The sequence below is a fragment of the Chitinophaga sp. genome, from assembly GCF_017745275.1.
Classification (GTDB): Bacteria; Bacteroidota; Bacteroidia; order Chitinophagales; family Chitinophagaceae; genus Chitinophaga.
Window position 1 is genome coordinate 377,180 of sequence record NZ_JAGHZS010000005.1, and the last position, 25,333, is coordinate 402,512.

Annotated in this window: 25 protein-coding genes and 1 tRNA gene; 8 read left to right on the forward strand and 18 right to left on the reverse strand. The window is 44.4% G+C overall.

Annotation, left to right across the window (positions count from 1 at the left end; translation table 11 throughout):
- Window positions 1-90 precede the first annotated feature (90 nt).
- A complete protein-coding gene (locus J7623_RS16660; RefSeq protein ID WP_366839194.1) occupies window positions 91-888 on the forward strand; it encodes a helix-turn-helix domain-containing protein in 798 nt (265 codons plus the stop codon).
- 58 nt (window positions 889-946) lie between these two features.
- Here the strand turns inward: J7623_RS16660 and J7623_RS16665 are convergent, their stop codons facing one another.
- On the reverse strand, window positions 947-1,549 hold the full coding sequence (locus J7623_RS16665; RefSeq protein WP_291922392.1) for a hypothetical protein: 603 nt from the start codon (window positions 1,547-1,549) through the stop codon (window positions 947-949).
- A 259-nt stretch (window positions 1,550-1,808) separates the two neighbouring features.
- On the opposite strand from J7623_RS16665, the gene J7623_RS16670 reads away from it, so the two are divergent.
- The 4 genes from J7623_RS16670 (at window position 1,809) to J7623_RS16685 (ending at window position 6,466) form a co-directional block, all read left to right on the forward strand.
- Window positions 1,809-2,720: a helix-turn-helix domain-containing protein gene (locus J7623_RS16670; RefSeq protein WP_291922394.1), complete on the forward strand. Its 912-nt coding sequence runs from the start codon at window positions 1,809-1,811 to the stop codon at window positions 2,718-2,720.
- A 78-nt stretch (window positions 2,721-2,798) separates the two neighbouring features.
- The gene (locus J7623_RS16675; protein WP_291922395.1) at window positions 2,799-3,803 is read left to right on the forward strand and encodes an aldo/keto reductase; all 1,005 of its coding nucleotides are present in this window, start codon (window positions 2,799-2,801) and stop codon (window positions 3,801-3,803) included.
- A 379-nt stretch (window positions 3,804-4,182) separates the two neighbouring features.
- A complete protein-coding gene (locus J7623_RS16680; RefSeq protein WP_291922397.1) occupies window positions 4,183-5,088 on the forward strand; it encodes a winged helix-turn-helix domain-containing protein in 906 nt (301 codons plus the stop codon).
- Between the two features lie 346 nt (window positions 5,089-5,434).
- A complete protein-coding gene (locus J7623_RS16685; RefSeq protein ID WP_291922399.1) occupies window positions 5,435-6,466 on the forward strand; it encodes a two-component regulator propeller domain-containing protein in 1,032 nt (343 codons plus the stop codon).
- Window positions 6,467-6,928: 462 nt separating this feature from the next.
- Here the strand turns inward: J7623_RS16685 and J7623_RS16690 are convergent, their stop codons facing one another.
- The gene (locus J7623_RS16690) at window positions 6,929-7,573 is read right to left on the reverse strand and encodes a hypothetical protein (RefSeq protein WP_291922401.1); all 645 of its coding nucleotides are present in this window, start codon (window positions 7,571-7,573) and stop codon (window positions 6,929-6,931) included.
- Window positions 7,574-8,188: 615 nt separating this feature from the next.
- Between J7623_RS16690 and J7623_RS16695 the strand changes: the two genes are divergently transcribed.
- Window positions 8,189-10,015 carry a hypothetical protein gene (locus tag J7623_RS16695; RefSeq protein ID WP_291922403.1) on the forward strand — a complete coding sequence of 609 codons (1,827 nt, stop codon included), beginning with the start codon at window positions 8,189-8,191 and terminating at the stop codon, window positions 10,013-10,015.
- Between the two features lie 278 nt (window positions 10,016-10,293).
- On the opposite strand, the gene J7623_RS16700 is transcribed toward J7623_RS16695, so the two are convergent.
- From J7623_RS16700 to J7623_RS16720, 5 genes are all read right to left on the reverse strand, one after another.
- Window positions 10,294-10,587, reverse strand: a complete 294-nt coding sequence (locus tag J7623_RS16700; RefSeq protein ID WP_291922404.1) for a hypothetical protein — start codon at window positions 10,585-10,587, stop codon at window positions 10,294-10,296.
- 251 nt (window positions 10,588-10,838) lie between these two features.
- A tRNA-Pro gene (locus tag J7623_RS16705) sits at window positions 10,839-10,912 on the reverse strand.
- 64 nt (window positions 10,913-10,976) lie between these two features.
- Entirely contained in the window at window positions 10,977-12,074 is a 1,098-nt protein-coding gene (locus J7623_RS16710) for a DegT/DnrJ/EryC1/StrS family aminotransferase (RefSeq protein WP_291922406.1), read from the reverse strand.
- Window positions 12,052-12,423: an FdtA/QdtA family cupin domain-containing protein gene (locus tag J7623_RS16715; RefSeq protein ID WP_291922408.1), complete on the reverse strand. Its 372-nt coding sequence runs from the start codon at window positions 12,421-12,423 to the stop codon at window positions 12,052-12,054. The genes J7623_RS16710 and J7623_RS16715 overlap by 23 nt, the downstream gene beginning before the upstream one ends.
- On the reverse strand, window positions 12,424-13,266 hold the full coding sequence (locus J7623_RS16720; protein ID WP_291922410.1) for a beta-1,6-N-acetylglucosaminyltransferase: 843 nt from the start codon (window positions 13,264-13,266) through the stop codon (window positions 12,424-12,426). It lies immediately after the preceding gene.
- A 316-nt stretch (window positions 13,267-13,582) separates the two neighbouring features.
- On the opposite strand from J7623_RS16720, the gene J7623_RS16725 reads away from it, so the two are divergent.
- Window positions 13,583-13,855 carry a DUF4242 domain-containing protein gene (locus J7623_RS16725; RefSeq protein ID WP_291922412.1) on the forward strand — a complete coding sequence of 91 codons (273 nt, stop codon included), beginning with the start codon at window positions 13,583-13,585 and terminating at the stop codon, window positions 13,853-13,855.
- 121 nt (window positions 13,856-13,976) lie between these two features.
- On the opposite strand, the gene J7623_RS16730 is transcribed toward J7623_RS16725, so the two are convergent.
- The 3 genes from J7623_RS16730 to J7623_RS16740 form a co-directional block, all read right to left on the reverse strand.
- Window positions 13,977-14,510, reverse strand: a complete 534-nt coding sequence (locus tag J7623_RS16730) for a class I SAM-dependent methyltransferase (RefSeq protein ID WP_291922414.1) — start codon at window positions 14,508-14,510, stop codon at window positions 13,977-13,979.
- The gene (locus tag J7623_RS16735; protein WP_291922416.1) at window positions 14,501-15,487 is read right to left on the reverse strand and encodes a helix-turn-helix domain-containing protein; all 987 of its coding nucleotides are present in this window, start codon (window positions 15,485-15,487) and stop codon (window positions 14,501-14,503) included. The genes J7623_RS16730 and J7623_RS16735 overlap by 10 nt, the downstream gene beginning before the upstream one ends.
- 94 nt (window positions 15,488-15,581) lie before the next feature.
- Entirely contained in the window at window positions 15,582-15,836 is a 255-nt protein-coding gene (locus J7623_RS16740; protein WP_291922418.1) for a hypothetical protein, read from the reverse strand.
- 142 nt (window positions 15,837-15,978) lie between these two features.
- Here J7623_RS16740 and J7623_RS16745 point away from each other — a divergent pair, with 142 nt between their 5' ends.
- Window positions 15,979-17,787 (forward strand): serine hydrolase, encoded by a 1,809-nt coding sequence (locus J7623_RS16745; RefSeq protein ID WP_291922419.1) that lies wholly within the window; start codon window positions 15,979-15,981, stop codon window positions 17,785-17,787.
- A 52-nt stretch (window positions 17,788-17,839) separates the two neighbouring features.
- Here the strand turns inward: J7623_RS16745 and J7623_RS16750 are convergent, their stop codons facing one another.
- The 8 genes from J7623_RS16750 to J7623_RS16785 all read right to left on the reverse strand — a co-directional run bounded on the left by J7623_RS16750 (window position 17,840) and on the right by J7623_RS16785 (window position 25,320).
- Window positions 17,840-18,118, reverse strand: a complete 279-nt coding sequence (locus J7623_RS16750) for a DUF4342 domain-containing protein (RefSeq protein WP_291922420.1) — start codon at window positions 18,116-18,118, stop codon at window positions 17,840-17,842.
- Window positions 18,119-18,219: 101 nt separating this feature from the next.
- The gene (locus tag J7623_RS16755; protein WP_291922421.1) at window positions 18,220-19,131 is read right to left on the reverse strand and encodes a helix-turn-helix transcriptional regulator; all 912 of its coding nucleotides are present in this window, start codon (window positions 19,129-19,131) and stop codon (window positions 18,220-18,222) included.
- Between the two features lie 72 nt (window positions 19,132-19,203).
- Window positions 19,204-20,100 (reverse strand): SDR family oxidoreductase, encoded by an 897-nt coding sequence (locus J7623_RS16760; RefSeq protein ID WP_291922422.1) that lies wholly within the window; start codon window positions 20,098-20,100, stop codon window positions 19,204-19,206.
- Between the two features lie 90 nt (window positions 20,101-20,190).
- Window positions 20,191-20,964 carry an isocitrate lyase/phosphoenolpyruvate mutase family protein gene (locus J7623_RS16765; protein ID WP_291922423.1) on the reverse strand — a complete coding sequence of 258 codons (774 nt, stop codon included), beginning with the start codon at window positions 20,962-20,964 and terminating at the stop codon, window positions 20,191-20,193.
- Window positions 20,965-21,051: 87 nt separating this feature from the next.
- Complete coding sequence (locus J7623_RS16770) at window positions 21,052-21,867, reverse strand: helix-turn-helix transcriptional regulator (protein ID WP_291922424.1); 816 nt, start codon at window positions 21,865-21,867, stop codon at window positions 21,052-21,054.
- 72 nt (window positions 21,868-21,939) lie between these two features.
- Window positions 21,940-22,431, reverse strand: coding sequence for a peptide-methionine (S)-S-oxide reductase MsrA (msrA, locus tag J7623_RS16775; protein WP_291922425.1), 492 nt, complete (start codon window positions 22,429-22,431; stop codon window positions 21,940-21,942).
- 87 nt (window positions 22,432-22,518) lie between these two features.
- Entirely contained in the window at window positions 22,519-23,346 is an 828-nt protein-coding gene (locus J7623_RS16780) for a glycoside hydrolase family 16 protein (RefSeq protein WP_291922426.1), read from the reverse strand.
- Window positions 23,347-23,430: 84 nt separating this feature from the next.
- Window positions 23,431-25,320: a sialate O-acetylesterase gene (locus J7623_RS16785; protein ID WP_291922427.1), complete on the reverse strand. Its 1,890-nt coding sequence runs from the start codon at window positions 25,318-25,320 to the stop codon at window positions 23,431-23,433.
- Window positions 25,321-25,333 lie beyond the last annotated feature (13 nt).

The window sequence follows — 25,333 nt, forward strand, 5'->3', positions numbered from 1 at the left end:
GTTTTGCAGTAAAGCTACTGATTCTGATACCGGTAGAATTGTAAAAAAATGAAGTGGGTTGCTAAGTGTATTTTTAGTTAACTTTCAATTATGATACTTTTCAAAAATCATATACCAGTAACTATAGCCAAATTCGTGAAATCGATCTGGTATATGGAACTGACAACGGACGACCCGGTGTATGAAGAAGAGATCATCCCGGACGGGCACCATGAATTGATTTTTTACCTGACCTCCAGTTGTTCCCAGCGGCAAGTAGGCGCTAACATGTGGAAAGAGGAACCGTATGCGCTGCTCGCCGGACAAACACGGGAGTGCTATCGGTTAAAGATGTTCTCCGGGGCAAAACTTTATGGCATCCGTTTTTTTCCTCATACCCTGTATCATCTCTTAAATTTACCACTTCATTCCCTGAATTCCGCCGTGCTGCCTTTGGATGAGCTAATGCCCGGTCATGGATTCTGGAATCACATCACCGATAACCCGGAACAAACTTTTCAAAATATAGAAAAATACCTCGCAGGTCTACTCACGCCCGGGAGCAATCCATATATTGAATATTCACTCCCGCAAATACTCAACAGTAATGGCACGGTAGCCGTTGGGGACCTGGTTAAAAAGAGCGGTATCACCACCAAACATTACGATGACCTTTTCAAAAAATATGTAGGGATTACTCCTAAATATCTTTGTGCGATACTGAAATTTAACTTCTTTATCAGCTACAAAAGATGTTACCCGGAAAAGACATTAACGGAATGTGCTTATGAGGTGGGATATTATGATCAATCGCATCTCATCAAGGCCTTTTATCAGTTCGCACAGACGTCGCCAGGAAAGTATTTTGATTCAAACCCGATAATCGGCCAACAGTTTGCTGGTCTTTGATATTCAAGATCCCCAAATTATTATCTGGCGCAATAGATCTGCATTCAATGAATTAAAATTATTTTTTTACCAGCGAATCTGCCAGGGCAATTGTTTGATTTTGCTCTTTAATAAACCCTTTCAATTGTTTCGTATCTGGTAAATTATCTTGTTGGTATTTTTCAATGACGGGCAAGGTTCTTACAATTTTCAACACCTGGTGAAGATCTGCGATGCTGATGTCGTTTTCTGTAATTGTCTTCAGCAGCTCATTGTGTGGCGCTATACGCGCATGATAGGTGGCCAGGTGATTGGCAATCAGCGTCTTCATTTTGCTTCTCAGCAGGGAGTCTTTAATAGTAGAAGTGTTTCTATCCGCTGACCTGAAATAGGATTGTATTTTGCCGTCAAACTTGTTAAAAGATGCTGTTGAGTCCTGCTTACTGTTATCAAGGTCGTTAATGTTGAGTTCCAGTCTTTTTAAGGCGGCGTCCTTACTGATAAGTTCACCGTAAAGGCTTTCAACTAAATCATCACCGGGTCCTCTTTTTGAAATGATTTCAAAAGAACTTTTGTCTTCGAGCGCTTTGGGGGTTTGTGGTGGTGGATCCTGTGCACGTCTGTTGTGGCAGGAAACAAGCGTAAGTACAAAAACTGCTGATAGGCATACTTTCATTGTCATATAAGGGATGGTAAGGTTTAATATCCGGAGGCTGCATAGATCCGGAACATATAATCAATTGCTAATGGCAATCTTTAATTAAATATAGGAAAGAAAAAACAATGCGCGCTAAATACCTGCCTGCTCGTTTCGTATAGTTGTGAGCGTAAGCCATTATTCATCTTTCAAAATTTCAAAGGTTTACCAAAGATTGGTTGAATTGTCAAAAACTGTTTTTAGTTATTTTTCTTTGGATTATGTTTGATTTTTATAATTTTATATGATGAAAACGACAGAAAGTGTTGAAGATTTTTATAAAAGACTGCCAGGGCAGGTGGCAACTCCGCAATCAACAAACAATGCAGGAATAGGGCATTTTAATGTTTTCAGCCGGGAGTCAGGGGCGGTCATGTCACCTTACAGCCGCCGGGATTTTTATAAAGCCTCCCTGATCATCGGGCAGGGGAAGCTCTACTACGCTGATAAATGGGTACAGATAGATCGCCCGGCCATGCTTTTTTCAAATCCGGTAGTTCCCTATGCCTGGGAACCGGAATCTGAGCAGCAAGCGGGATGGTATTGCTTATTTACCGAAGCATTTATCCAGCATAGCGAACGGGTGGAAAGCCTGCGTGACTCACCACTCTTTAAAATAGGAAGCAATCCCCTTTTCTTTCCGGACGAAACGCAGCTTGGCGAAATTTCAGCGATTTTTCAAAAAATGATGACGGAGATAGCCGGAAGCTATCCGCAGAAGTATGATGTGCTGCGCAGTTATTTGCACCTGTTGATCCATGAGGCCATGAAATCCAATCCCGCCAGTAATTTCGGAACTTATGTCAATGCATCGGCGCGGGTTTCGGGCCTGTTCCTGGAGCTGTTGGAGCGGCAATTTCCCATAGATTCTCCGTTGGCATGTCTGACATTGAAAACTGCTGCTGATTACGCTAATGCGCTGTCGGTGCATGTAAATCACCTGAACCGCGCTGTAAAAGAGGTGACCGGCAAAACGACTTCTGAGCAGATCGCCGCCCGCATTGCTAAAGAAGCGCGCGCATTGCTGCAACATACCGACTGGAATATTGCGGATATCGCTTACGGACTAGGGTTTGAATACCCGTCTTACTTTACGAATTTCTTCAGGAAACATACGGGCATGTCTCCTAACCAGCTTCGTCATACCACTGTTTGAATAGTTTAAGTATCTGTTTGATTGTTATAAACAAACTGTTTCTCCCGTTTCTACTTTTGCATAAAACAAATATCACTGATGATGCAATACAGAAATCTTGGAAAAACGAATGAACGGTTATCCGCTATTGGGCTCGGCTGCATGGGAATGAGCTTTGCTTATGGTCCGGCCGATGAGAAAGAAAGCCTGGCAACGTTGGAAAAGGCGTTGGATCTGGGCATTAATTTTTGGGACACAGCCGACATGTATGGCAATGGTGCCAACGAAGAGCTGATCTCGAAAGTATTGGTTCCAAACCGACAAAAAATATTCATCGCAACAAAGTTTGGTTTTCGTTTCAGGGATGGCATAGTGGGACCGAGCGGATCAGCCAACACCTACTTTGATGGTTCTCCGGCCTGGATTAAACTTGCCGTGGAGCATAGCCTGAAACGCCTGAAAATTGAGACTATTGATTTGTATTATGCCCATCGGGTGGATCCGAATATACCAATCGAGGAAACGGTTGGCGCTATGGCGGACCTGGTTAAAGCTGGTAAGGTTCGTTACATTGGCTTGAGCGAAGCTTCATCGGACACTATTATAAAAGCAAATGCTGTCCACCCCATCACTGCTCTTCAAAGTGAATATTCATTGCTTACCAGGGATGTGGAAGGAGAAATTTTAAAAACGACAAGGCAGTTACAGATTAGCCTGGTGCCTTATGCTCCTTTAGCTAGGGGACTATTTTCCAATGTACTCAATCTTGATAACCTGGCGGAAGATGATTTCAGAAGGACAATACCGCGTAGTCATGGTGAGTATGCAGCCAATAATGCACAACTCGTGGCTGATTTTGCCTTATTGGCGAAAGACAAAAATTGCACGCCTGCACAATTGGCGTTAGCCTGGGTATTGGCACAAGGCGATGATATCATCCCGATCCCCGGAACTAAAAAAAGAAAGTACCTCGAAGAAAACGCCGGTGCAACCGAGGTTCAATTGACACCGCAGGAATTGGAGCTGATTGATACAATTGCAGCAAAATACCCAAACGTAGGCGCCCGCTATAGCGAAGGAGCGATGGCAATGATCGATCGTTGATACCAGGTAGATAGTTTTTTATGATAAAAAGAGATATTACCCCAATGAAGTAATAGGCGTCATATATTATGCAGGCAAGGATTGGGCGAAAATAAAAAGGACAAAACAGCAGCGATGCTGTTTTGTCCTTTTTATGTAACGATGACTGGATTCGGACCTGTTAACGGAAGATGGGATCCCTGTTCATAAGTTCTTTATTTAAGCAGAAATATCCGAACCAGTTTAAACTGATGGGCAACCAAAGATTTCCTTTAATCGGGCTGTTCAAAAGGGATCCCTTCTTTTTCGTACCATATCAAAATTTGATACGCCGAAATTACTTTGATATCTTTGAGTACCGGAGATAGAAATGTAAACTTTGCAAATAAATCGCAATATTATGTTCGAAAACCACAAACTGCCTGAGGGGAAAGTGAGGTACCTGTACGGATTGGCGCTTCTGTTGCTGGTCTCCGTAACCTGCGTGGCTTTCAGTATGCGGGGAAGTGACGACTTTGATATTGCCAGGAGGGAGGTTTTACTCCGTAGAGTTGGACATGAACTACTTTTGCAGTCGGGCGACAGCACGTCAAGAGTGCTCCCGGTAGAAAAGATTGCCGAAAATGAATATCTAATCAGGTTTGAGCATGAGCTGACTTTTCAGCCCGGATCGCTGGTGAATACCACCCGGCGTTTGCTGGCCAGGGATCCGCTGGCAGCTGATTATGTTGTTAACGTTCTGAACTGCAACAACTCCAGTGTTGCCTACGGATACGCCATATCCCAAAATGTAAAGGATGATATTGTAGCATGCCTGGGAAGAGTGCAACCCAGAGCATGTTATATGATCAATATTAAATTTAAACAGACAGGAATAAATACTGCAAAGAATGGATACCTGCTGGCCAGCCTGCCATTTTTAGCAATTGCCGGTTTTGTTTTTTTGAGATCCATTAAGCCACAGAAAGTTTTACCTGGGGAGCAGAAAAATCAGGAAGGTCAGGGGAACCGGGTATTTGCATGGGGTGGGGTATTGTTTGATGCGGATAACCGGCAGTTGACAATAAATGAAAAGACGATAGACCTGACAGGAACAGAAACGCGGCTGTTGCTTATTTTCGCAGCATCTCCCAACGAGACAATAGAGCGAAGCCGGTTGCAAAAAGAGATATGGGAAGATGAAGGTGTTATTGTAGGACGCAGCCTGGATATGTTCATATCAAAACTCAGAAAAAAGTTGGAACCCGATCCAAGCAGTAAAATTGTTGTTATACGGGGAAAGGGATATAAGCTGGAAGTCAGCTAGAAAGAAGAATCTTCTCACAAAAACCTGATCCGTTTCTCTTCTCCGGAAATTATCAGAAAGAAAAGTCTTGCGTCACCGCAGGGCTTTTTTCTTAAGTCACCTACATATCTTATTGGCTATTTAGCTGCTTCAAGTTACCACGCAAAGCAGGAAATCAGGACTGTGAGCAGTTGTCCCCAATAGCTATCGTATCACCGCCTTTCATGCTGAAATCCGCACAGATAAAGGAGATACATGTTGTTTACAGTTTATTTACAAAGGTTACATTCTTATTTACAATCCAGATTTCCGTGCTGAAAGATGTCAATGTAATTTCGCTGACCTGTTACAGCAAATTACATAAATCATGAAATACATACACTTATATGCTTTGTTCCTGGTACTTGTTTGTAACACCTCCTGTGGACAAAAGCAAACAGTACCCCATATAGATAATATCAATTACGAGATCAAAGACACGATCACTTCGTATGGGCCTTACACAATGGTTCGGAATGTAAAGCAGGACAGAAAAGGGAATATTTTGATTGCGGCATCATGGGGCGGTGTTTTTCGGTACGATGGAAAAGCATTTACTAATCTCACGAGTAGTAAAATAGGTTCGCGCAGATTCTGGGATGTACTTGAAGATCATCGCGGAAACATTTGGTTCGCTTCTACTGATTCAGGAGTTTATTGTTACAATGGGAAATCCCTTCAACATTTCACCACAAGGGAGGGCCTCGCCGATAATCTGGTGATGTCTATTTATGAAGATAAAGCCGGTAATATTTGGTTCGGCGGCGGAGGACTAAGCCGTTACGACGGTAAATCCGTTCAAAATTTTACAACGAAAAATGGACTGCCTCGTAGCGGTAGGGCTATCATGGAAGACAAAACCGGGAACTTATGGATCGCCACAGGGGACGGGCCTTGTTTTTATGATGGAAGGACATTTACCGTTTTAAAAAACAAAGATGGCAAAGCGTTTAAAAACGTTTGGTCAATAATCGAAGATAAAAAAGGAAGCATTTGGTTCGGTGACGTTGATGGTCTTTGGCGCTACGACGGCACAACTTTTACTAAGGTATCGCAGAGAGGACCTTATGCAATAATCGAGGATAAAAAAGGAAACATCTGGACTACCGGTGAAATAAATCCGAAGGTTTGGGCGCTTTCACGTTATGATGTAAAAACCTTGTACCATAAAGTGCCCACTGTTACAGAGATTAAGTCAGGAGGAGGAGGCGATTTTTTAGGGCTATTGGAGGCGAACGACGGAAGTATTTGGTTTGGATCAGGAGGTGGAGTGTATCGTTACGATGGAAAGACCATAACGGACTTTAAAAGTGCAGCCGGGCAGAAACTGATTTCAGACTTACTTCGAAAACGACAATGACGTATAGTTAAAGCAACCTCCTACATAGGTACACACTTAGTGTTACCTGGGAAAAGAAGGCCTGGTGATAAGGAGTACCAGGTTTATTTTACTTCTGATACTGATTTTTTTATGTTGGAAATCGCTGGATCGGAACAAAGATTTATAAAAGATAAAAACAATAAAGTAACAGGCTTTGAGATTAATGACAATGGTTATAAAATGCAGGCCGCTAAAATTGAATAGTTAAGCTATAGCCCATATCGGTTCGTTATACATTATTTTAAAGAAAAGAACCTTTAGCAAAAGAGGAGCGAAAAAGCCAAATTACAACTTGCACCTGCGGGTATTTTAACAGGACTCGGACCACACTATTATTGTATTTGACTAAGTTGTAATCACCGAGAACTATCTAAATGATGAAGCCCTTCACCAGGAAGGGCTTCATCATTTAGTTGTGTGCGTATTTCATAATTTATTTACTCAGCAGCCGCCTTTATGAGGGGGGCGTTTATAAATTATTTTACTATCCCGTTCTACATAGTCGCCTGATACTATTGGATATGAATACTTAGGCGCGTGCGATAAATGGTGGCTTCTTATAATGATGTTGTCGTTAACTTTTAGATCGTGCAGTTGCCGAAATTCATTGTTAAAGCTCCAAAAACTCTTGTCAGATTTTTCCGGCCCAAAACTGAGAATATAATCGTCACCATTAATCCTGACCATTATTCCAAAACCTAATCGTGATCCTGCCGGAAGAGAAAGAGAAGTTACCACTGCCTCCATGTTGGTAAAATCACTTATGTTTTTCCTTATTTTCGCTTCCCCGGCAAACACTTTTTTACCTTCGGGAGACGCTTCCCATTTTTCGTATTTCATACCCTCAGGGGTAGCCAGCCATTTTTCCCTTTCGGCTTTTATTTCAGCAGCAGAGAGTGGCTTTGGCGTTGGGTTTTTAGAAGTGTCATTTTTGATTTCGCGATTAGCAAATACCAGTCCGCTTACCACGATAAGTGGTACCATCAGCAGGTAGATAGCTTTTTTCATTTTTTTTGCAGGTTTAATTGACAGAGATCTGTTTCCTGGTAAACCAGATCTGTCTAAGGCATTTTTTTTATTTTTCATAGCTTATAAAATTGATTTCAACGAAATTAACTTCCTGCTTTTCAGGCAGGAAATCTGGATTGTAAATAATAAGGTAACCTTTGTAAATAAATTGTAAATGGTATTTGGGATTGGTAAAATGCACTCTCCGGGGCAGTCTGGCGCTTCTAAGAAGAATCGTTCTGTCCGAAACTGATGTTTCTCTTACCGGGAAATTGCTGAGAGGGAAGAAGGGGTGTCAAAAGTATTTTGAAGGTGTAATGGATCCTATATTGAACTACTGTACTAAGTTAAAATAGGCTGTCTCAGATTTTTGAGGCAGCCTATTTGATTTTTTAAGTCGGGATGACTGGACCGAGTTCGAACCTTTTTATTGAGGATTTGGTCTAATTGACACTTTCTGTGCACACGTAAGTATAATTGAGCCTTTTAAGGATAGCCCCAATGACTATCCTTTAGTTAAATTCAGTTAAGCCCAAAATAACTTCATGTGATGATTTAGGGTTAGGATATAGTCCTTCCCTGGTATTACCAGCGATAATTCTCTTGTGATAGGTAACGCGTTTTAAAAATTTCAGGTATTCATTATATATCAGCAATATTTCGCTTATTTTTATATAAATCTATCTCTATCTTATGTTAAGGTGCTTTCCTGCCGCGGCAGCGTTATTTATCATGTATTTTTTGTTAACCGGGTGCGAGCGAAAGCAACACACAAACACCCCTTCAGCTTCTACAGACTCGATAGAAGCACCCGTTCCTTTGCGAAATAAGAGGGTAAATGCCACTTTAACCGGCAATATCCGTTTCGAAGAATGGGATCCTTTCATACTGCAATATTATCTGGATGGCTTTGGAGAAAGCATCTCTACTAAGCGTGCAACAAATGACTTTGGTTTCTTTAGCGTTAGCAGTGATCAAATGCCTGAAGACGCCACGATCCTGAACTATTCAATATCCGGGATACCCCTATCTGCTCCAGTGCTCATGCAACAGGGCCGTACGCACTTCATAAAAAGAATCATCTTTCAGCGATATAAAGTTTGGAATATTTCGACATCGGGTCATTCATTTAATGACCCATCACAACCTGATTTCGCCATTCAATATGATGCAGGTAGCTGGTTAAAGAACCAATCTTCATCTGACGCGAGATTTAATATCAACACATTTGTAGTTGGTAATAAAGCTGCAGAGTTGGAGAAATTTCAGCCTGGAGATCTGCGTGGTATTAATAAGGATGGAAAAATGGTGGTATTGAGTCCATATCTCCTTGCAGGTTTTTTTCCCCAAGAAGAGCCTGACGGTCGCTATCAAATAGCTCCCGGTAAAATGGTTGGCGTCAAAGTAACGATTCCCAACGATGCCCAACGCATTGCACCGGATGAAGCTACTGTTTGGGTATATGATATAAAAGAAGCTCTATGGAAAGAAGGAGGAAAGGTTAAACGAACCGGCAATCAATATCTTTACAATGCATCCGTAAGCGGTTTTTTTTGTATTGCAGAACAGTCACCGGCTGTATTTGTACATCTAAAATTGGTAGATAAAAAAGAGAATCCCCTGCCGTTTCGACAAGTGGTTATCATGATACAATCACAGGATGCTAGCCGTGCATGGCCCCTCAATATATATACTAATAATACCGGGGAACTATCTGCTTATCTGCCCTATAATACTATGTGGTCTATGGTGCTTAAAGATGAATGCAATAGTATTTATACCTCCAGGACAATGCAACCCGTTACACAAAATACCTGGAAAGTATTGGAAATAGAAGCATCAAGTACCAATCAAAGCCGGGTGGAGGGAAAGGCATTCAGTTGTGAGATGACACCAATGGAAAAAGGTGCCATTATTATAAAAACCAATACCCTGGAGTATTCTTATCCCATAAAGAATGGTAAATACTCGTTCGACCTTCCCATGTGCGGTAATCGATCTGACAGCTATCAATTTAAAATATATGATTCCCTCAGCCAGCAGATAACAGCTTACAAGACTTTCAATCCCTATAAAGGGACTACTACCACTATGCCTGATGTAGAAGTATGTGCCTGGCTCACAAAATATACAAAGGGAGAGCTGATTGTTAACGTAGACGGCAAGACCTATACATTAACAGACAAGACCGACAGCCTAGCTATTCTTTTCATGATTGATCCATATCTGGGCCGTCGGATTACCGGCGTTACCGTGCTTCATACTGATATCTTTGTTACCTACCCTGGGGAAACTACCGGCACCTTCAAAATATATACCTGCGGTTTTAAAATTCCCTCCTCACAAAGCTATCTGGCGACTTGGGGCATTTATGGGCCAGGAACTATTACCGTAGATGAACTGGATATGAAAAGGGGAATTATGCGAGGTAACTTCACAAGTACTGTTAATAGAAATCCGCGAACAGACAACCTGTACGACACCACTACACTTTCAGGTACATTCAATCTACATCTCTGATGCGTTACTCAAAGAAGAAGCCTACTCAGAGATGAGTAGGCTTCTTCTCTTTAGTCGGGATGACTGGACTGAGTTCGATCCTTTTAATGTAAGATTTGGCCCAATTTGATACTTTTTGTACCGAAGTGGAGATATCTGAACCGTTTTAACGATTGGCCTTTCTTTGTAAGGGAATTAAAGAATACTGTTCAAATCTGTTTACACTAATAACAATTGAATGCATATTATTACAAATCCACTATCCTGCTATTGCTTATAGAACTTCAGCAGCGGGGATTTTACTCCTCCTCATCTTCTGTGTCAAAAGGATCTTCAATTTCGATTTCAATAGAAATATTGTAAAATCTCATAGTCATGAAAGGGCCATAGTACTTCCGCAAGCGGGAAAAAATGTCTTCGGGTGCGCTGTCCTTTTCATAGAAATTGTCAAAATCAGCTTCTGATATAGCGACTACATTACAAATATCATTATTGGTTAACTGAATATTCTCAAGAGCAGCTTTTCTTTTCAGGTCATCAATCGTAAATCTGAAAGATTCAGTTTGAGTGTACTTTTCTTTGGCTTCGCTCATGTCTATTTTTTAATCAGAACTTAAAGTATCAACACTATTTTTATGTAATGAAATTGTTTTGTTTGATATGGGGCTGATGGAGCATCAAATATAGCAACAATTTACCCAAAAACCGAGGTGAAATCAGCATATGAGGCTGGCAATTCTGGAACGGGTCAAATCCAATAAAGCTTAAAACAGTCAAACCCCTCAACACAAAAGTGGGAATAAATGAACCTATTCAGTCCCATTTATTCCCATTTGTATATCTGTCGGGATGACTGGATTCGAACCAGCGGCCTCTTCGTCCCGAACGAAGCGCGCTACCGGGCTGCGCTACATCCCGTTATTATCGTAATATAATAAATTTCACACAAACTCACTTATACCGTTAAAAAAGCTCAGTTGTTTTACCGGAAGGCATTCAACACGTCTATCACATGTAAAATATCTTCTTCGGTATGAATAAAGGAGCAGGGGAGGCTTAAAGTAGCCTGGTGGATATTGGCTGCAATTGGATAATCATACCGGGTAAGATGCCCCTTTAGTGCTAATTGATCTGCAGGCGCTACCGGGTAATGTATTTCACTACCGATACCATTTCCGGCGAGGTATTTTTTCAGCCTGTCCCGCTCGGGGTGCAGGATATTATAGATGTGATAAACGTGATAGTAATCGGGATGCACTGCCGGCTTAATAAATGCCTCGCTTAATTTGGCGGTGTAAATCGCTGCCAGCTTTCTTTTATGTGCATTGATTTCATTAAGGTGTGGGAGTTTAACCCGCAGAAAGGCGGCCTGGAGTTCATCGAGCCTGGAATTGTGTCCAACGATGCTATTGTAGTATTTTTTCTCTGATCCGTAGTTCCTGAGTTTTTTAAGCGTCAAATAGTCCTCGGCTGATTTACAGATAACAGCGCCTGCATCACCAAGGGCGCCCAGGTTTTTGGTAGGATAGAAGCTAAAGGCTCCGAAATCACCAAAAGTTCCGGCCAGCTTATTTTTATAGGTGGCACCATGTGCCTGGGCACAATCTTCGATTAACTTTAGTCCATGCTCCCTGGTAATGTCCATTATAGGATCCATATCACAGCATTGGCCGTACAAATGAACTACGATAATGGCTACTGTTTTAGGAGTGATGGCAGCGCGTATGGATACGGGATCTATGTTATAGGTACGGGCATCCGGTTCTGCCAGTACCGGTACCAAACCACATTGTATAATAGCGAGAATGGTGGCAATGTAAGTGTTGGAGGGGACTATCACTTCATCGCCCTGCTTAAAGCCGCAACATTGCAGTGAAAGTATTAAGGCATCAAGCCCGTTAGCTACTCCAACAACATATTGTTCCTGGTGGTAGCTCGCAAATTCCTGTTCAAACAGCGCCACTTCTTCTCCCAAAATATACCAACCTTTCTCCAGGAACTGGGAGAACTTCTCTTTAAATGCTTCTTCGAAAGGGCGATTCAGTATTTTAAGATCTTCATAGATCATTATATGGCTCATATATATAGTCTGTAGGATCAAATGCAGTAGAGGCTAATACCAGCAGAATAGCATCTGCAGAGAAATTGTGCATCACATGCCAATCTTCGGGCAGTAATAACAAGCATTTTTCGGGGGAATCCAGGTGATAAACTTCCTTTATCCTATTATTGTTGGTAGTAACAGTACAGGCACCCTGAATACAAATGGCTGCCTGATAGGTTTCATGGTGCCGGTGCCCACCGCGGTCTGAATTGTCAACGCCGTATATATAAAACAGCCTTTTGATTTCAAAAGGAATAATATCATCAAGTACAGTGAGTGAACCCCTGCTATCACTAAATGTTTTTACGTCAATTAAGGTCGCCATTTAAACTATATGTTTGTCAATAATATCAAGTATTTGCGGGTGCTGCCGGATATCGAATTTTCTCGCGAACAGCATGCTGGAGTGAATAAGATTTTCGGCATCGCCTTCATCTAATATCTTTGGGCTAGACCCTCCGGCAGACCAATCAATATAGCGATAATTGTTGTTAATTATCCGGTTTTTATAGGCGGAGTTTAAAAGAATGGTTTGGAATACCACTTCATCGCTACCCCAACAAAATTTAAAGAAACGCTTCAGGGTCCGGTCATTACTGACTTTGTTCACTACATACATGGCTGCCTCGGGGCTTAGCATCCAGAACATCGACTGGCCATAAGGATGCATCCCATAAGGTAGCTTTCTTTTGGGCAAAATTTTATTAACCAGGTATTCGATGGCATATTTCCCGGTAAACTGGTAATTGGAAAGATAGTACCGCTCCATTCTAATCATGCCCTCTGTCCAGTCGTTTGCTATATCGCGATAACTTAAAAATTCCTTCCCCTTGTTTCCTAAAAAGAAATCGTGGATAAATGATGCTGATTTGATGGGATAGTCCTGGCCGCTGAGGAAGTTGATAAAGTCATATGAAATCCCCGTAGCTACAATCTCTTTAATGCATTCAAAAGTGGCCAGTACAGTATCGAATCCAGCCCATTTGACATCTGTCCGTTTGTTGATAAAGTAAACATTGGGGAGTTCCTTTAAAAATAAATGTGGACCAATATCACATTTCTTATCTACATGGATATAAAAATCAAAATCTTCATGAAACAGTCTATTAATCATCCTTTCCGTTTGTCCGGGATCTGTATATGTAAGAATAAGATGAGCTATACGCATATTCCTGGCTGGCTTAATGACACCAATATAATTTCCAATGGCTGTTGATATCCAATAGCTATTGGGCGTTAAATATAATGGATAATGTTGAAAGATAGTAGCAGATAGGAGATCCCGCCCTTCAAAAGGTTAACAGGACGGTGGTTTAAACAGAAAAGCCTTTGCCTGGCATGAAGGCGTCTTTTCAAATAATTGTTTATCTTTGGGTATATATTTTCTACTACTTCTTTGGCTTCCCCCAAAGCGCCAACCCCTATAAAAGCCCCGTAATAAGCAGGTTTTAACAGTCATGGTATAAAAAATTAAATCTTACATTATGCCTAAGTATGTTATCGAACGCGAAATTCCCGGTGCGGGAAAGTTATCAGGAGAGCAATTGAAAGCAATCTCACAAACTTCTTGTGGCGTCCTGAGAAATATGGGCCCGCAAATTCAATGGGTACATAGTTATGTGACAGGAGACAAGATTTATTGTGTTTATATCGCACCAAATGAAGAAATGATTCGTGAGCACGCAAAGCAAGGAGGATTCCCGGCCAACGTTATCAACGAAGTAGCTAACATTATTGATCCTGCCACAGCAGAGTAAAACAGATAAACACCTTTACAGCACTGCCATGTTTATAAAGGGAACGCCTGTAATCATCATATTTACCGGCGTTGAAGGCGGTTTTGTGTGGCTTCATCCGGTTTAAAAAAGCCGGGTACGATCAGCGCGAATGCGCATTTTTAGCGAACAACGCTGCATACATAGTGCCTGACTGATACACAGACGGCCTTTCCCCCAGTTTAACCGCCATCGTGAACCCTGCCTGGTGAAACAGTGTTTTCAGTGCATTAAAGGGCACCGGGTAAGGTACCCATGGATTGGCCCTGGTGGTTTCATATTCTACCATTAAAAAGAAGCTTTTCTCCTGCAGATGTGGTTTTATTCTCTCAATAAAAGCAGGCTTGTCGGCTACATAATGAATGGAGTTAGCCATGAGAATGCCAGTGAGGGCGGATACCGGTAAGTCGTCTTTCACGAAATCCACTTGCATTGGTTGAATAACAACCTGGTGCGGATTCGGTAAGGGCGATAAAGAAGGTTTGTCTTTGTCTAACGCATAAATAATACTGCCGGTGTCCAGGTAATGAGCCAGGGCATAGGTAAATAATCCGCTGCCACATCCCAGGTCTGCCCAGTTGCCGGTAGCAGGAATCACGTTGTTTTTAATGAGGGCAATAGCATCTGCTACATGCATGACATCTCAGCCGTTGTTTTATGAAACTTTTCTTTATAGTCAAGTGGGGATAGGCCGGTTATTTTTTTGAATACTTCCCGGAATGCTTTTTCATCGGAGTAGCCCACATCAATCATTACTTCCAGGACGCTTTTATTACTTTTTTCCAGCGTACTTTTGGCTACTTCTACTTTTACCCGCTGCAGGTATTCAACAGGAGTGTTACCGGTAGCTTTGATAAATCGCCGGTCAAAATTTCGCCGGCTGGTGGCCAGTTTGGAGGCCAGTTGCTCAAAGGAAATTCTTTCTCCCAGGTTTTCTTCAATGTATGTTTGGGCCTGGGTAATTAATTCATCGCCATGGTTTTTCTGCACCTGGAAAATCCGGAAAGGCGACTGGGAAGAACGTTCTATATCAATCTGAAATATTTTTGAGCAGTAAATGGCGGTCGCCCGGTCGAAATATATTTCCACCAGGTAAAGGATCAGGTTCAGAAACGAATAGCCACCACCGTTAGTATATATCCTTTGTTCAGCAGTAATAAGATGATCCGGTTGCAGCTGTACGTTGGGAAACAGTTGGCTGAAGTTGGCGGATAACCGCCAGTGGGTAGCACAGCTTTTGCCATCCAGCAGGCCGGTAGAGGCAAGCAGGAATGCGCCGGAACACATGCTGGCAATTTCGGCACCACCTTTATATTGCGTTTTGATCCAGTTAATCAGCGGCCCGTTTTTTTGTATCAGCTCATCATCGTAATCTACAGAGGGAATAATGAGTAAATCGGTTTTGTGGATGTCGCCCAGGTGGCTGGGGCGCACAGAAAAAAAGCCATGATCTACTTTCAGTTCCTTCACAAATCCGGCGATGTGTATTTCCATGAGCGGAGGATTCCCCATAGCCTGCCAATAGGCATGAGCACCCTTCAGTATCTCAAAAGAGCCGGTAATACTACTTAGGTTGATGTCGCCGGAAGGAACTACGATGGTAACGTGTTTCATGGATAATCTTTTGATAAAGATACACTTTTATAATGTCCAGAATGACCCGGAGTGGTCTTTATTTTGTATGTCGTCAGGCGCCGCTTATACAAGATTAATTCAGGCCAATCGCATCTGACAACTGCTGCTCCAACTGCAGGTAAGCCGGCGGACAAATATTCCGGTCAGTAATTTTGAAATTGATGCCATCATTGGCCTGCATGTGAAAACGTAGCTGCGCATTATTGTAAGGCGCATACACCTGGTACAGCTGCTTTTCACGGATATTTACCGGGTGCATGTCAAACGTTATTTCCTGGTCTTCCACCTGTGTGGTGAAAGTGAATTTCTTTATTACGGGTATCGCCATCGTTGTTTGTACTAAAGTTGGAGCGCGAAGGTCCGGTATTAAAACAGGAATTGCAAATTTGATCCATCATCACAAAATATCTGTGGGCATACTTGTGCAAGTCGCTTATTTACCGTAAACTTATTGGGTAATAACTAACCCGATGAGCATCTCTTTTGTACGCGCGGGCCTCAGCGCTTTTTGTTGTGTAGGTATCATGTCCCTGGCCAATGCCCAATCCCCGGCCCAGAAACTGGAAAAAATAGACGCCGCCTTGTCAGATATCCTGAAAGAGGAACATGGCGCTGGCTTTGCCATTGCGGTGGTAGAAAAAAATAAGGTCGTGTTTACGAAAGGCTTTGGCTATCGCGATGTAGCCGGTAAACTGCCGGTCACCCCGCACACACAGTTTGCCATTGGCTCCTGTACCAAAGCATTTACCAGCGCATTGCTGGGCAATTTGCGCAAAGACGGAAAAGTAGATTTTGATAAACCGGCTACTACTTATTTACCGGCGCTCGACTTTTCAGACCCCACCCTGAACTACCAGGTAACCCTGCGCGATATGATGTGCCATAGAACCGGCTTTTCCCGGTACGACCTGGCCTGGTACTTTTTTAATACCAGTTCCCGCGATACCCTGCTGCAACGCATGCACTACATGAAACCTACCGCGCCACTACGTAGCCGCTGGCAGTATAACAACTTCATGTTTATGGTGCAGGGTATGGTAGCGGAACGACTTACCGGCCAATCCTGGGAACAAAATATTAACAGCCAGATTTTTCAACCGTTGGGCATGAGTGAATCGTCTATCGGTACCGTGGCACTGGCGGCAGCGCCGGAGCCATCACTGGGGTATACAACAGACAACAACAATAAGGGCGTTGTCACCATTAAACTACAAAAGTATCATCCTATCATCGCGATGGGCCCTGCCGGCGCCATCAACAGCACCGCCACAGATATGGCCAAATGGCTTATTACCTGGGTCAATGGCGGCAGGTACGCACAGAAAGAGGTGCTGGCAGCGGATTATGTAAAAGAAGCCATTTCCTCGCAAATGATCATGGATGCCAGCGCCCCCAACCCGGAAACGCCGTTTGTACAATTTGGCAACTATGGCTTCGGCTGGATGCTGTATGCTTACCGCGGCCATTACCGCGTGGAACACGGCGGAAATGTAGATGGGTTTACCGCGCTGACTACCTTTTATCCTATAGATAGTATCGGCATTGTGGTGCTCAGTAACCAGGGCAATTCCCGGATTCCATCCAGGGTAATAAATGCGGTATCAGACCAGCTCTTTGGCGTTACTACCCCCGCTAAAAAGAAAGGCAAGCCGGTAGAAGATACCAGCAAACCCTATGTAGATCCCAATTTTAAAGCGCATCCAACCACCCATCCTATACAAGCTTTCACGGGTGTGTTCCGCAATAATGCCTTCGGCGACCTGAATATCTATCAGAAAGGAGATTCCTTATTTGCAGGACTGCCGGATTTTACCTGGCACCTGTATCATGAAGACTACAACATTTATTCTCCCTACGATGCCGCTGATACCGTGGTTGACAGGAGCGAAAAGTCAAACATGCGCCTGCAGTTTTTGATGAATGCTACGGGAGATATTGACCGCCTGAGTTTCACGTATGATCCGTCCGGTGATCCGGTGATCTTCGACAAGCAATTGCCTAAAGTAGAGATAGACGCGGCAGCTTACGCAAAACTCGCCGGCGTTTACCGTATCACCGGTACCGCCATCACCATCAGGTTATCGGATGCCAAAGAGTTGCAGATGGACGTGCCGGGGCAACCTGTTTATATACTGGAAGCCATTGATAAGGATATGTTCAGCCTGAAAGGAATAAAAGGATATAAGGTGCAATTTGTCAGGGATGACAAAGGAGATATTATTGGGTTGATATCTATTCAGCCTAACGGGAGTTTCCGGGCGCTAAAAGATAAGCAGTAGCAACGTATATCGACAGTGGCTCCAACCCGGGCGCCACTGTCAGTATGTAATATTATTTAGCAGCAGTACCGTCCTCAGGCTGTTCCTCCTTCGGCGCTTCTCTCTCCACCACAATACTACACTCCCCAATCAGCGCTGCTACAGCACCTACGCCGGCCAGTACGGGTGCAAACAAAACACCCACCACTCCCAGGGTAAGTGGAAAAGACATTATTTCTTTCCCTTCTTTATCTGCAATACTGATTTTCCGGATATTACCTTCTGCTATCAGTTCTTTTACTTTTTTTACCAGGTTCTCACCATGGAGGGTAAACGTTTCTTTGGTTGTCATAACAAGGTATACTTTGACGTTAAGGTATCGAAAATTGTGTAATAACCGTTGTATGATGGGGAGAAAATTTACAGGAGATAAATACCTTTACAAACCCGCTGTTAGTTAAATCGTTGCCGGAATTCCATCGGGGTCACACTGGTTTTCTGTTTAAATAATTTATTGAAAGATTGGGGATGCTCAAACCCCAGCTCATAGGCAATTTCACCGACAGACAAATCAGTGGTGCTCAGTTTCTCCATGGCACGGTCGATGACCTTCTGATGAATGAGCTGTTGCGTATTTTGCCCTGTAAGCATTTTGAGCAGGCTACGCAGGTAAGTGGGCGACATATGCAACTGGTCTGAAATATACTGCACGGTAGGCAATCCTTTGCTGATCAGCGCTGCATCGTTGAAGTAATCTTCCAGCAGTTTTTCCAGCTGTTCCAGTACATGGTGATTCGCTTTGTTCCGGGTAATAAACTGGCGTTGATAAAAACGATCCGAGTAATTCAGCAGTGTTTCCAGTTGAGAAATAATAATACCCTGACTGAACCGGTCGATGTTGGAATGATATTCCTGCTGGATATTATCAATGATCTGCCGGATTTTTAATTCTTCCTCTCCTGAAAGAAACAGGGCTTCATGTACCGAATAACCGAAAAATTCGTATTGCCTGATGGCCGCTGCCAGCGGCGTATTCCAGAGGAAGTCAGGGTGTATCAGTAACATCCAGCCGGAAGGATTTTGATATCCTTCTTTCTTTTCGATCCGTAATACCTGTTTGGGTGCCATAAAAAACATGATGCCTTCATCAAAGTCATAGTCCTGCTGCCCGTACTGGTATTTATAGTTCATCCCTCTTTTAATAGAGATATTGTAAAAATCGAAGATCAGGCTTTGTGCACCCAGTTCACCTGATTGATCCATGTCATCGAAATTGATCACACTGATAAGTGGATGCTTGGGTTTGGGCAGTCCCCGCAATGCATGATATTCCGATATGGTTTTGATGTGGAGCGGTGTAGTCATGGTAACATCAGTTAATCAACCACGCGGTGGCAATACAGGAGGTATCGCCGCCGCGTGGTAAATGTACGTGTTTTACTTGTTTGCGGGGAAATAGACGTCTGCTTCCATATCTTCCAGCAACGTGCTGTGCCGGGGAGTCCAGCCTAAACTTTGTTGGGTGAATTCGCTGGAAGCCAGGTTATTGAATTGGGCAAAGTGAGAGAACCAGGTAAAGTGGTCCGCTACTTCTTCCGGCTGAAGGGATACTACCGGTAAGTTGAGCTTTTTACCAATTACAGTAGCAATGTTTTTAAAAGGAACCCCCTGCTCTGCTACGGCATGATAATACGTACCGGGATCCACCTCTTTTTCCAATGCCAGGCGAATCAGGTGAGCCGCATCCCGTTTATGCACGGAGGGCCATACATTGGTACCGTCCAGGATCATCGCTGATTTCCCTTTTTCTTTCGCAATACCGCCTAACAGCGTAATAAAGCCGGGATCGTTTTCGCCATGTACAATGGAAAGCCGGATGATAACCGTATGCACACCTTTTTCTGCCAGCCGGGCTGCTGCTTTTTCAGAGGCGGTACGAGGCGCATTTTCATGTGTGATGCGATCATGTTCGGTCACCAATCCCTGTTTGTGAATGATCGCAGTGCCGGAAGCAATGAGCAATGGACGCTTAGTTCCTGCCAGCACTTCACCCATGGCTTCAATCGCTTTTTCATCCACTGCACACATGGCTGCGAAATTTTTAAAGTCATGGATAAAGCCCAGGTGAATAACACCGTCGGCGGCCGCTGCGCCGGATTTCAGGCTGTCTGTATCGTTGAGGTCACCCCGGTGTGGCACTGCACCCAGCGCAGCGATTTTTAAGGCTGCTTCTTCCGAACGTGCCAGTCCCACTACCTGGTGACCGGCTGCCAGCAATTCTTCCACTACAGCCATGCCTATGAAGCCACTGGCTCCTGTTACAAATACTTTCATCTGTTTGTGTTTTTGTATCACAAAAGTGATGGGAAATTTCACAGTATTTGTAGCCGGAACGCGGGTTGTTGTAGCCAAAAAAAAATCCCGTCAGAGAATAGGCGAGAAGCTGTTGGCTGTCAGCGTTTCGCGGGAAAGCGTTGCTGCCTGCTCATATGCCTTACTGAATAGGAACGGTCCCATGCTGGCTCTGCTTACGCCTAATTGCCGGAGGGCATTAAAATCAGGCAAACCAGGTATACACATCACATTCAATGGCAATGAAGTGTTACTGATGGCCACCGCGATATCTGCCGGCGTACTGATGCAGGGGAGAAAAATACCATCTGCCCCATTACTTTCATATATTTTTAACCGGTCTATGGTCTCAGATTGTTTGTCAGTAACGTTCAACAGGAAAGTATCGCAACGTACATTTACAAACAACGATAAATGCGCTTCCTGCAATTGCTGTTTGATATAGGCAATGGTTTGGGCAAATACCCTGGCATCTTTTAATACGCGGCCATTGGGCCCTATGGTGGAGTCTTCAATGTTAATCCCCGCCACACCCAGTTGTGCCAGTTGCCGGATATTGTTGAATATGGCTTCGTTTGTGCTGCCATATCCCATTTCTATATCTACGGACAATGGTACCTGTAACACGGCTAACATCCGTTGAATCACAAACATATAATCGCTGAAAGGCATTTTTTCGCCATCCTCATAACCAAGGGCACCGGCTACTGCCGCACTGGAAGTAGCTACTGCAGGAAAGTTGGCCTGCTGAAAGCCTGCAGCGCTTTTGGCATCCCAGGCATTAGGGATAATCAGTAATTGGCCGGATTGATGTAAGGCTTTGAATTGTTGAAAATTGGAAGACATGTTGAAATAAATTTGTATGCTGATGTAAATATTAACAACACAAAATTATTCCAGGTAAGACAGCCCGAATTGTACAAATCGGAACAATTAATTATTGGCTAAAGCCAAAGTAACGGGAGAAGTTTCCTTCGCATAGCCGGAAGGAGTATAGCCGGTAAATGATTTGAATTCCCGGATGAAATGTGACTGGTCGAAATAACCACAATCGTAAGCAATATCTGTTAACGACACCTCTTTTTTGACCAGGAGCTGCAAGCTGTGCTGGAAGCGGTGAATCTTGCTGTAAAGCTTGGGCGTAAGCCCGGTATATTGCAGGAATATTTTTTGAAGATAACGGGAAGTAATACCGTAGCGGGAAGCGACGTTGTCGATATTATCAAAGAAATCGTATCCCCTTATTTCACGCATTACGTCATTCACCACTGCTATTTTACGACCGCTCTGGGTAGAAATAGCGAGGCGTTGCAACAGGAAGTTTTCTACCAGCTGAATCCGTGTATCCCACAACGTTATATCCTGCAGCCGCGCATACAGGCCCTGCACTGCCTTATCACCGCAATCACGGAAATCTATAACCTGGTTGTTAAATAAGTCGACAGGATCCCGCAAAAACACAGCGGCAGCATGCGGGTAAAAACGAATGCCCAGCATTACATTCCGGCCGGTGGATTTAATCGCCAGCGGACGCGTAATTTGTCCCCACAATTCAATAGGAGGGGTGGTCACAAACGTATTGTTAGCAGCTGTTTGCCAATGTCCGCTACCAAGATTGAATATAATTTCCACGCAGCCGCTGGGGAATACCGTGTCATCAAAAGCCGCAGTTGTATCCGACTCATAGATGTAATAGCATTTTATGTAAGGAGCTAATGGCTTACACGGCTTTATTTCGTTATATCTCATGGCAAATGGTGTTAAGGAGTATAAAGCATAAAGCCTTCGCTATAATAGCTTTTTGCTTTATGCTTTCTACCTTTAGCTTAATTTCCAGTTGGGCCGTTCAAAATGACAGGTGTATCCGTGAGGATGCTTCTGTAAATAGTCCTGGTGTTCTTCTTCTGCATTCCAGAAATCGCCGGCAGGCACTACTTCTGTAACAATTTTTCCCGGCCATTTCCCGGAAGCTTCCATCTCTGCAATTAAAGCCTGCGCAGTAGCCTGCTGGGCTTCATTGAGATAAAAAATGGCGGAACGGTAAGAAGTCCCGATGTCATTGCCCTGCCTGTTCCTGGTGGTAGGGTCATGAATCTGGAAGAAATATTCCAGCAGTTCGCGGTACGATATCTTTTCCGGATCAAATGTAATTTCAATGCCTTCGGCATGTGTACCATGATGGCGATAGGTGGCATTTGGTACGTCGCCGCCGGTGTATCCCACCACGGTATGCAGTATGCCCGGACGGTGGCGGATCAGTTCTTCCACACCCCAGAAACAACCGCCGGCAAGAATGGCTTTTTCACTACCCATATAGCTGTTCGTTTAATGTTTATGTCGACCAATCTGCGGCCGACAGCTTACGAAAATAAACATAATCCGGGACTCCCGAAAATCGCCTTACTGGTATACCTTTACCCAGTCCACAATCATTTGCACCGGCAACGTGGCAGGATCTACCTTGCCTACCCAGTCGCCCCCCAGTTGCTGATCTATCAGGATATAAAAAGGCTGGTCGTACGGCCATTGCGAAGGATCCACGTCTTTCACACGGGGATAGGTAAACGTATCTTTTCCATTGACGGTAAATACAATACGATCAGGATACCAACTGATGCCATAGGTGTTGAAGGACTGCGGATCTACGGCAGCGGTGCCGCCATGCGGTGGATGGGCGGTTTGCTTCAGATCCAGCGTATAATAGGAATGGGTGGTTTGATAAATCAGTTGTTCATAGTTCAGGTGCTCCATGATATCAATTTCTCCATTCCGTGGATATTTGCCGTACTTATCAGTTTCCGCCAGCATCCACATGGCAGGCCATGCCCCCCGGGCACATTCCAGTTTGGCGCGTATTTCAACCCGGCCATATTGAAACGCAAATTTTCCTTTGGTATAGATACCGCCGGTGAGAAAGGGGCGGGGATCTTTTTGTGTATCCGGATTGTTAATGCCGCGGAGGTATATCTTCCCGCTATCCAGCCGGTAACATTGATCATCACTGGTCATATGTTTGCCCCAGGCAGCATGGTTAGGCGGAATACGGGTCCATTTGGTGGTATCCAGCGCCGGACCATTAAAATCGTCCTGCCATACCAGCTTCCACTGCTTATTTTGCCGACCGGCTCTTTGCGTATAGATGTACCCGTTTTTACCTTGTCGTTCTGTTACTTTACATGCGGAAAAGGCGGCCAGCAGCGCCAGCAGGAGCAATGCATTCTTTTTCATGATCACCGGGTTGTTGCTCCACCTGCTTCATTGCAGGTGGAGGGAATGCAAATATAATTGCTGTCACCTGGTTTTCAACGAACGCTATTTATCTGTCCGGAATGGCGAGGCAGGCAACTTTTCCCGGTTATACAAATTCGGATTTACCGGGTTGTCGGAAAAAGCGTAGCGAACATAGGCAGGATGCGGTATTTCGTCATTCCATACCACTATTTTATTATCTACTATTTTAGCCTGCGCCCACACAAATTTTTTATCGGCGCCCGCAATTTCAAAAGTAGCAGGCGCTTCACCATCCGCGGTGATGAGCCCACTGCCGGTTTGCGTAAAGCTCACGATGATATGGTGATCTTCTACTACGGCCGACTGGTACAGCGGACCACTATACACCACCGGTTCCCCGTACGCTACTTTCTGCGCCGCCAGTGCAAGGCGTTCACCTACATCTTTTTTATTGTCCGGATGAATATCGTTCCATTCCCCCAGGTCAATGGCCACGGCCATAGCGGTATGCGGTACCGTGAGCGCCTGCAGTTGCGCATCTCTCAGCAGTGCCCAGTTACTTTCTACCGGCCAATAGTTATAGTCCATGAAGCCGGGTAATTGTACGTAAAGAAAAGGCAGTTGTTCCTGCTTCCATTGGGCTCTCCAATCGTAGATGAGGGCCGGAAGTAATTGTGTGTATGCAGCAGGTTGGCCGGTATTGGCTTCTCCCTGGTACCAGCAGATTCCTTTGAGGGTATATGGGATGAGAGGGGCTACCATGGCGTTATACAACGCGGCCGGCTGGTGTGATGGATCTATGCGGTTGCTTTTATTGGCTACTGGTGGGAATGCTACGCCTACCTTATACGTCCAGTCGCCTTTCAAATCAATACTATCGTTTTCTGTAAACAAGGAATAAGGTTTATCCGGTACAAAGCCGCCCTTCCCGGCGGTATTGGTAACACGTATCACCAACAGGTTTTTACCGGCCTTCAGTAGGCCTGCCGGTACGGTGTAGCGGCGTTGCGGATATTGATAGGCAGTATTGCCTACCTGCTGACCGTTAATATACAGCGCATCTGCATCTACAATGCGTCCCAGGAAGACGCGGGCTGGCTGGCCGGCCATCGTGGAAGGGAGCGTGATTTCGCGACGATACCATACCACGCCGTTCAGGTCTTTCAGTCCCTGGTCTTCCCAGTAGCCGGGGATGTGAATGTTGCGCCAGCCGGTGGCGGTGTAATCAGGCTGATACCAGGCAGGAGTGGCTGTTAACCCGGCATCTGCAGGTGGTGCGGGAGCTGGCGTGATGGGTGGTATACCAGCCGTTTTATTTTTTTCGATGAGCGCCAGTTGCGCCGGAAAATTTTTGAGTCCGGCTTCACTGGTCCACGCTTCTATTGGCGTACCGCCTACGCTGGCATTGATGATGCCGATAGGCACTTTATATTGTTCGTATAATTTCCTGGCGAAGAACCAGGCAACCGCGGAGAACGTGCGTATGTCAGCCGGCACGGCGGGCTTCCAATAGCCGGTAGGTAAATCGGGTTGCGGACCGGCAACGTTGGTAAGCGTGGGTACCAGGAATTGCCGGATCTGTGGATGGCTGGCTTCGCTGATATCGCGGGCGTAGGTGACATCGTGGACGCCCAGTTGGTGTACCATGTTGGACTGCCCACTGCAAAACCATACATCGCCGAAAAGAATATCGCGTAGTGTAAGCTGGTTAATGGTGAGCGTGTAAGGGCCGCCGGCTTTGGTGGGTGGCAAATACAGCGACCAGTTGCCACTGGTATCGGCTGTTGTCGTATAGGCCTTGCCGTTAAAACGGACGGTTACTTTCTCTTTGCCGGATGCCCAGCCCCATAATTTTACTTTTTCATCCCGCTGCAGGATCATGCTGTCGCGCACCAGCCGGGGAAGCCGCACCTGGGCAAAAGGTTTACTGAATATGCAACAGCAGAGGGGAAGAAGGAACCATTTTTTCATAACGTATTATTGT

What these genes read in the sequence shown, in the direction of transcription:
- J7623_RS16680 (WP_291922397.1), top strand. Translation starts at nt 4,183, where the DNA reads ATGTTCGAAAACCACAAACTGCCTGAGGGGAAAGTGAGGTACCTGTAC.
- J7623_RS16715 (WP_291922408.1), bottom strand. Translation starts at nt 12,423, where the DNA reads ATGGCGACCTTAATTGACGTAAAAACATTTAGTGATAGCAGGGGTTCA.
- J7623_RS16755 (WP_291922421.1), bottom strand. Translation starts at nt 19,131, where the DNA reads ATGACTACACCGCTCCACATCAAAACCATATCGGAATATCATGCATTG.
- J7623_RS16750 (WP_291922420.1), bottom strand. Translation starts at nt 18,118, where the DNA reads ATGACAACCAAAGAAACGTTTACCCTCCATGGTGAGAACCTGGTAAAA.
- J7623_RS16730 (WP_291922414.1), bottom strand. Translation starts at nt 14,510, where the DNA reads ATGCATGTAGCAGATGCTATTGCCCTCATTAAAAACAACGTGATTCCT.
- J7623_RS16765 (WP_291922423.1), bottom strand. Translation starts at nt 20,964, where the DNA reads ATGTCTTCCAATTTTCAACAATTCAAAGCCTTACATCAATCCGGCCAA.
- J7623_RS16670 (WP_291922394.1), top strand. Translation starts at nt 1,809, where the DNA reads ATGATGAAAACGACAGAAAGTGTTGAAGATTTTTATAAAAGACTGCCA.
- J7623_RS16785 (WP_291922427.1), bottom strand. Translation starts at nt 25,320, where the DNA reads ATGAAAAAATGGTTCCTTCTTCCCCTCTGCTGTTGCATATTCAGTAAA.
- J7623_RS16700 (WP_291922404.1), bottom strand. Translation starts at nt 10,587, where the DNA reads ATGAGCGAAGCCAAAGAAAAGTACACTCAAACTGAATCTTTCAGATTT.
- J7623_RS16740 (WP_291922418.1), bottom strand. Translation starts at nt 15,836, where the DNA reads ATGGCGATACCCGTAATAAAGAAATTCACTTTCACCACACAGGTGGAA.
- J7623_RS16690 (WP_291922401.1), bottom strand. Translation starts at nt 7,573, where the DNA reads ATGAAAAATAAAAAAAATGCCTTAGACAGATCTGGTTTACCAGGAAAC.
- J7623_RS16725 (WP_291922412.1), top strand. Translation starts at nt 13,583, where the DNA reads ATGCCTAAGTATGTTATCGAACGCGAAATTCCCGGTGCGGGAAAGTTA.
- J7623_RS16685 (WP_291922399.1), top strand. Translation starts at nt 5,435, where the DNA reads ATGAAATACATACACTTATATGCTTTGTTCCTGGTACTTGTTTGTAAC.
- J7623_RS16660 (WP_366839194.1), top strand. Translation starts at nt 91, where the DNA reads ATGATACTTTTCAAAAATCATATACCAGTAACTATAGCCAAATTCGTG.
- J7623_RS16695 (WP_291922403.1), top strand. Translation starts at nt 8,189, where the DNA reads ATGTTAAGGTGCTTTCCTGCCGCGGCAGCGTTATTTATCATGTATTTT.
- J7623_RS16710 (WP_291922406.1), bottom strand. Translation starts at nt 12,074, where the DNA reads ATGAGCCATATAATGATCTATGAAGATCTTAAAATACTGAATCGCCCT.
- J7623_RS16675 (WP_291922395.1), top strand. Translation starts at nt 2,799, where the DNA reads ATGATGCAATACAGAAATCTTGGAAAAACGAATGAACGGTTATCCGCT.
- J7623_RS16780 (WP_291922426.1), bottom strand. Translation starts at nt 23,346, where the DNA reads ATGAAAAAGAATGCATTGCTCCTGCTGGCGCTGCTGGCCGCCTTTTCC.
- J7623_RS16770 (WP_291922424.1), bottom strand. Translation starts at nt 21,867, where the DNA reads ATGAGATATAACGAAATAAAGCCGTGTAAGCCATTAGCTCCTTACATA.
- J7623_RS16745 (WP_291922419.1), top strand. Translation starts at nt 15,979, where the DNA reads ATGAGCATCTCTTTTGTACGCGCGGGCCTCAGCGCTTTTTGTTGTGTA.
- J7623_RS16760 (WP_291922422.1), bottom strand. Translation starts at nt 20,100, where the DNA reads ATGAAAGTATTTGTAACAGGAGCCAGTGGCTTCATAGGCATGGCTGTA.
- J7623_RS16665 (WP_291922392.1), bottom strand. Translation starts at nt 1,549, where the DNA reads ATGACAATGAAAGTATGCCTATCAGCAGTTTTTGTACTTACGCTTGTT.
- J7623_RS16735 (WP_291922416.1), bottom strand. Translation starts at nt 15,487, where the DNA reads ATGAAACACGTTACCATCGTAGTTCCTTCCGGCGACATCAACCTAAGT.
- msrA (WP_291922425.1), bottom strand. Translation starts at nt 22,431, where the DNA reads ATGGGTAGTGAAAAAGCCATTCTTGCCGGCGGTTGTTTCTGGGGTGTG.
- J7623_RS16720 (WP_291922410.1), bottom strand. Translation starts at nt 13,266, where the DNA reads ATGCGTATAGCTCATCTTATTCTTACATATACAGATCCCGGACAAACG.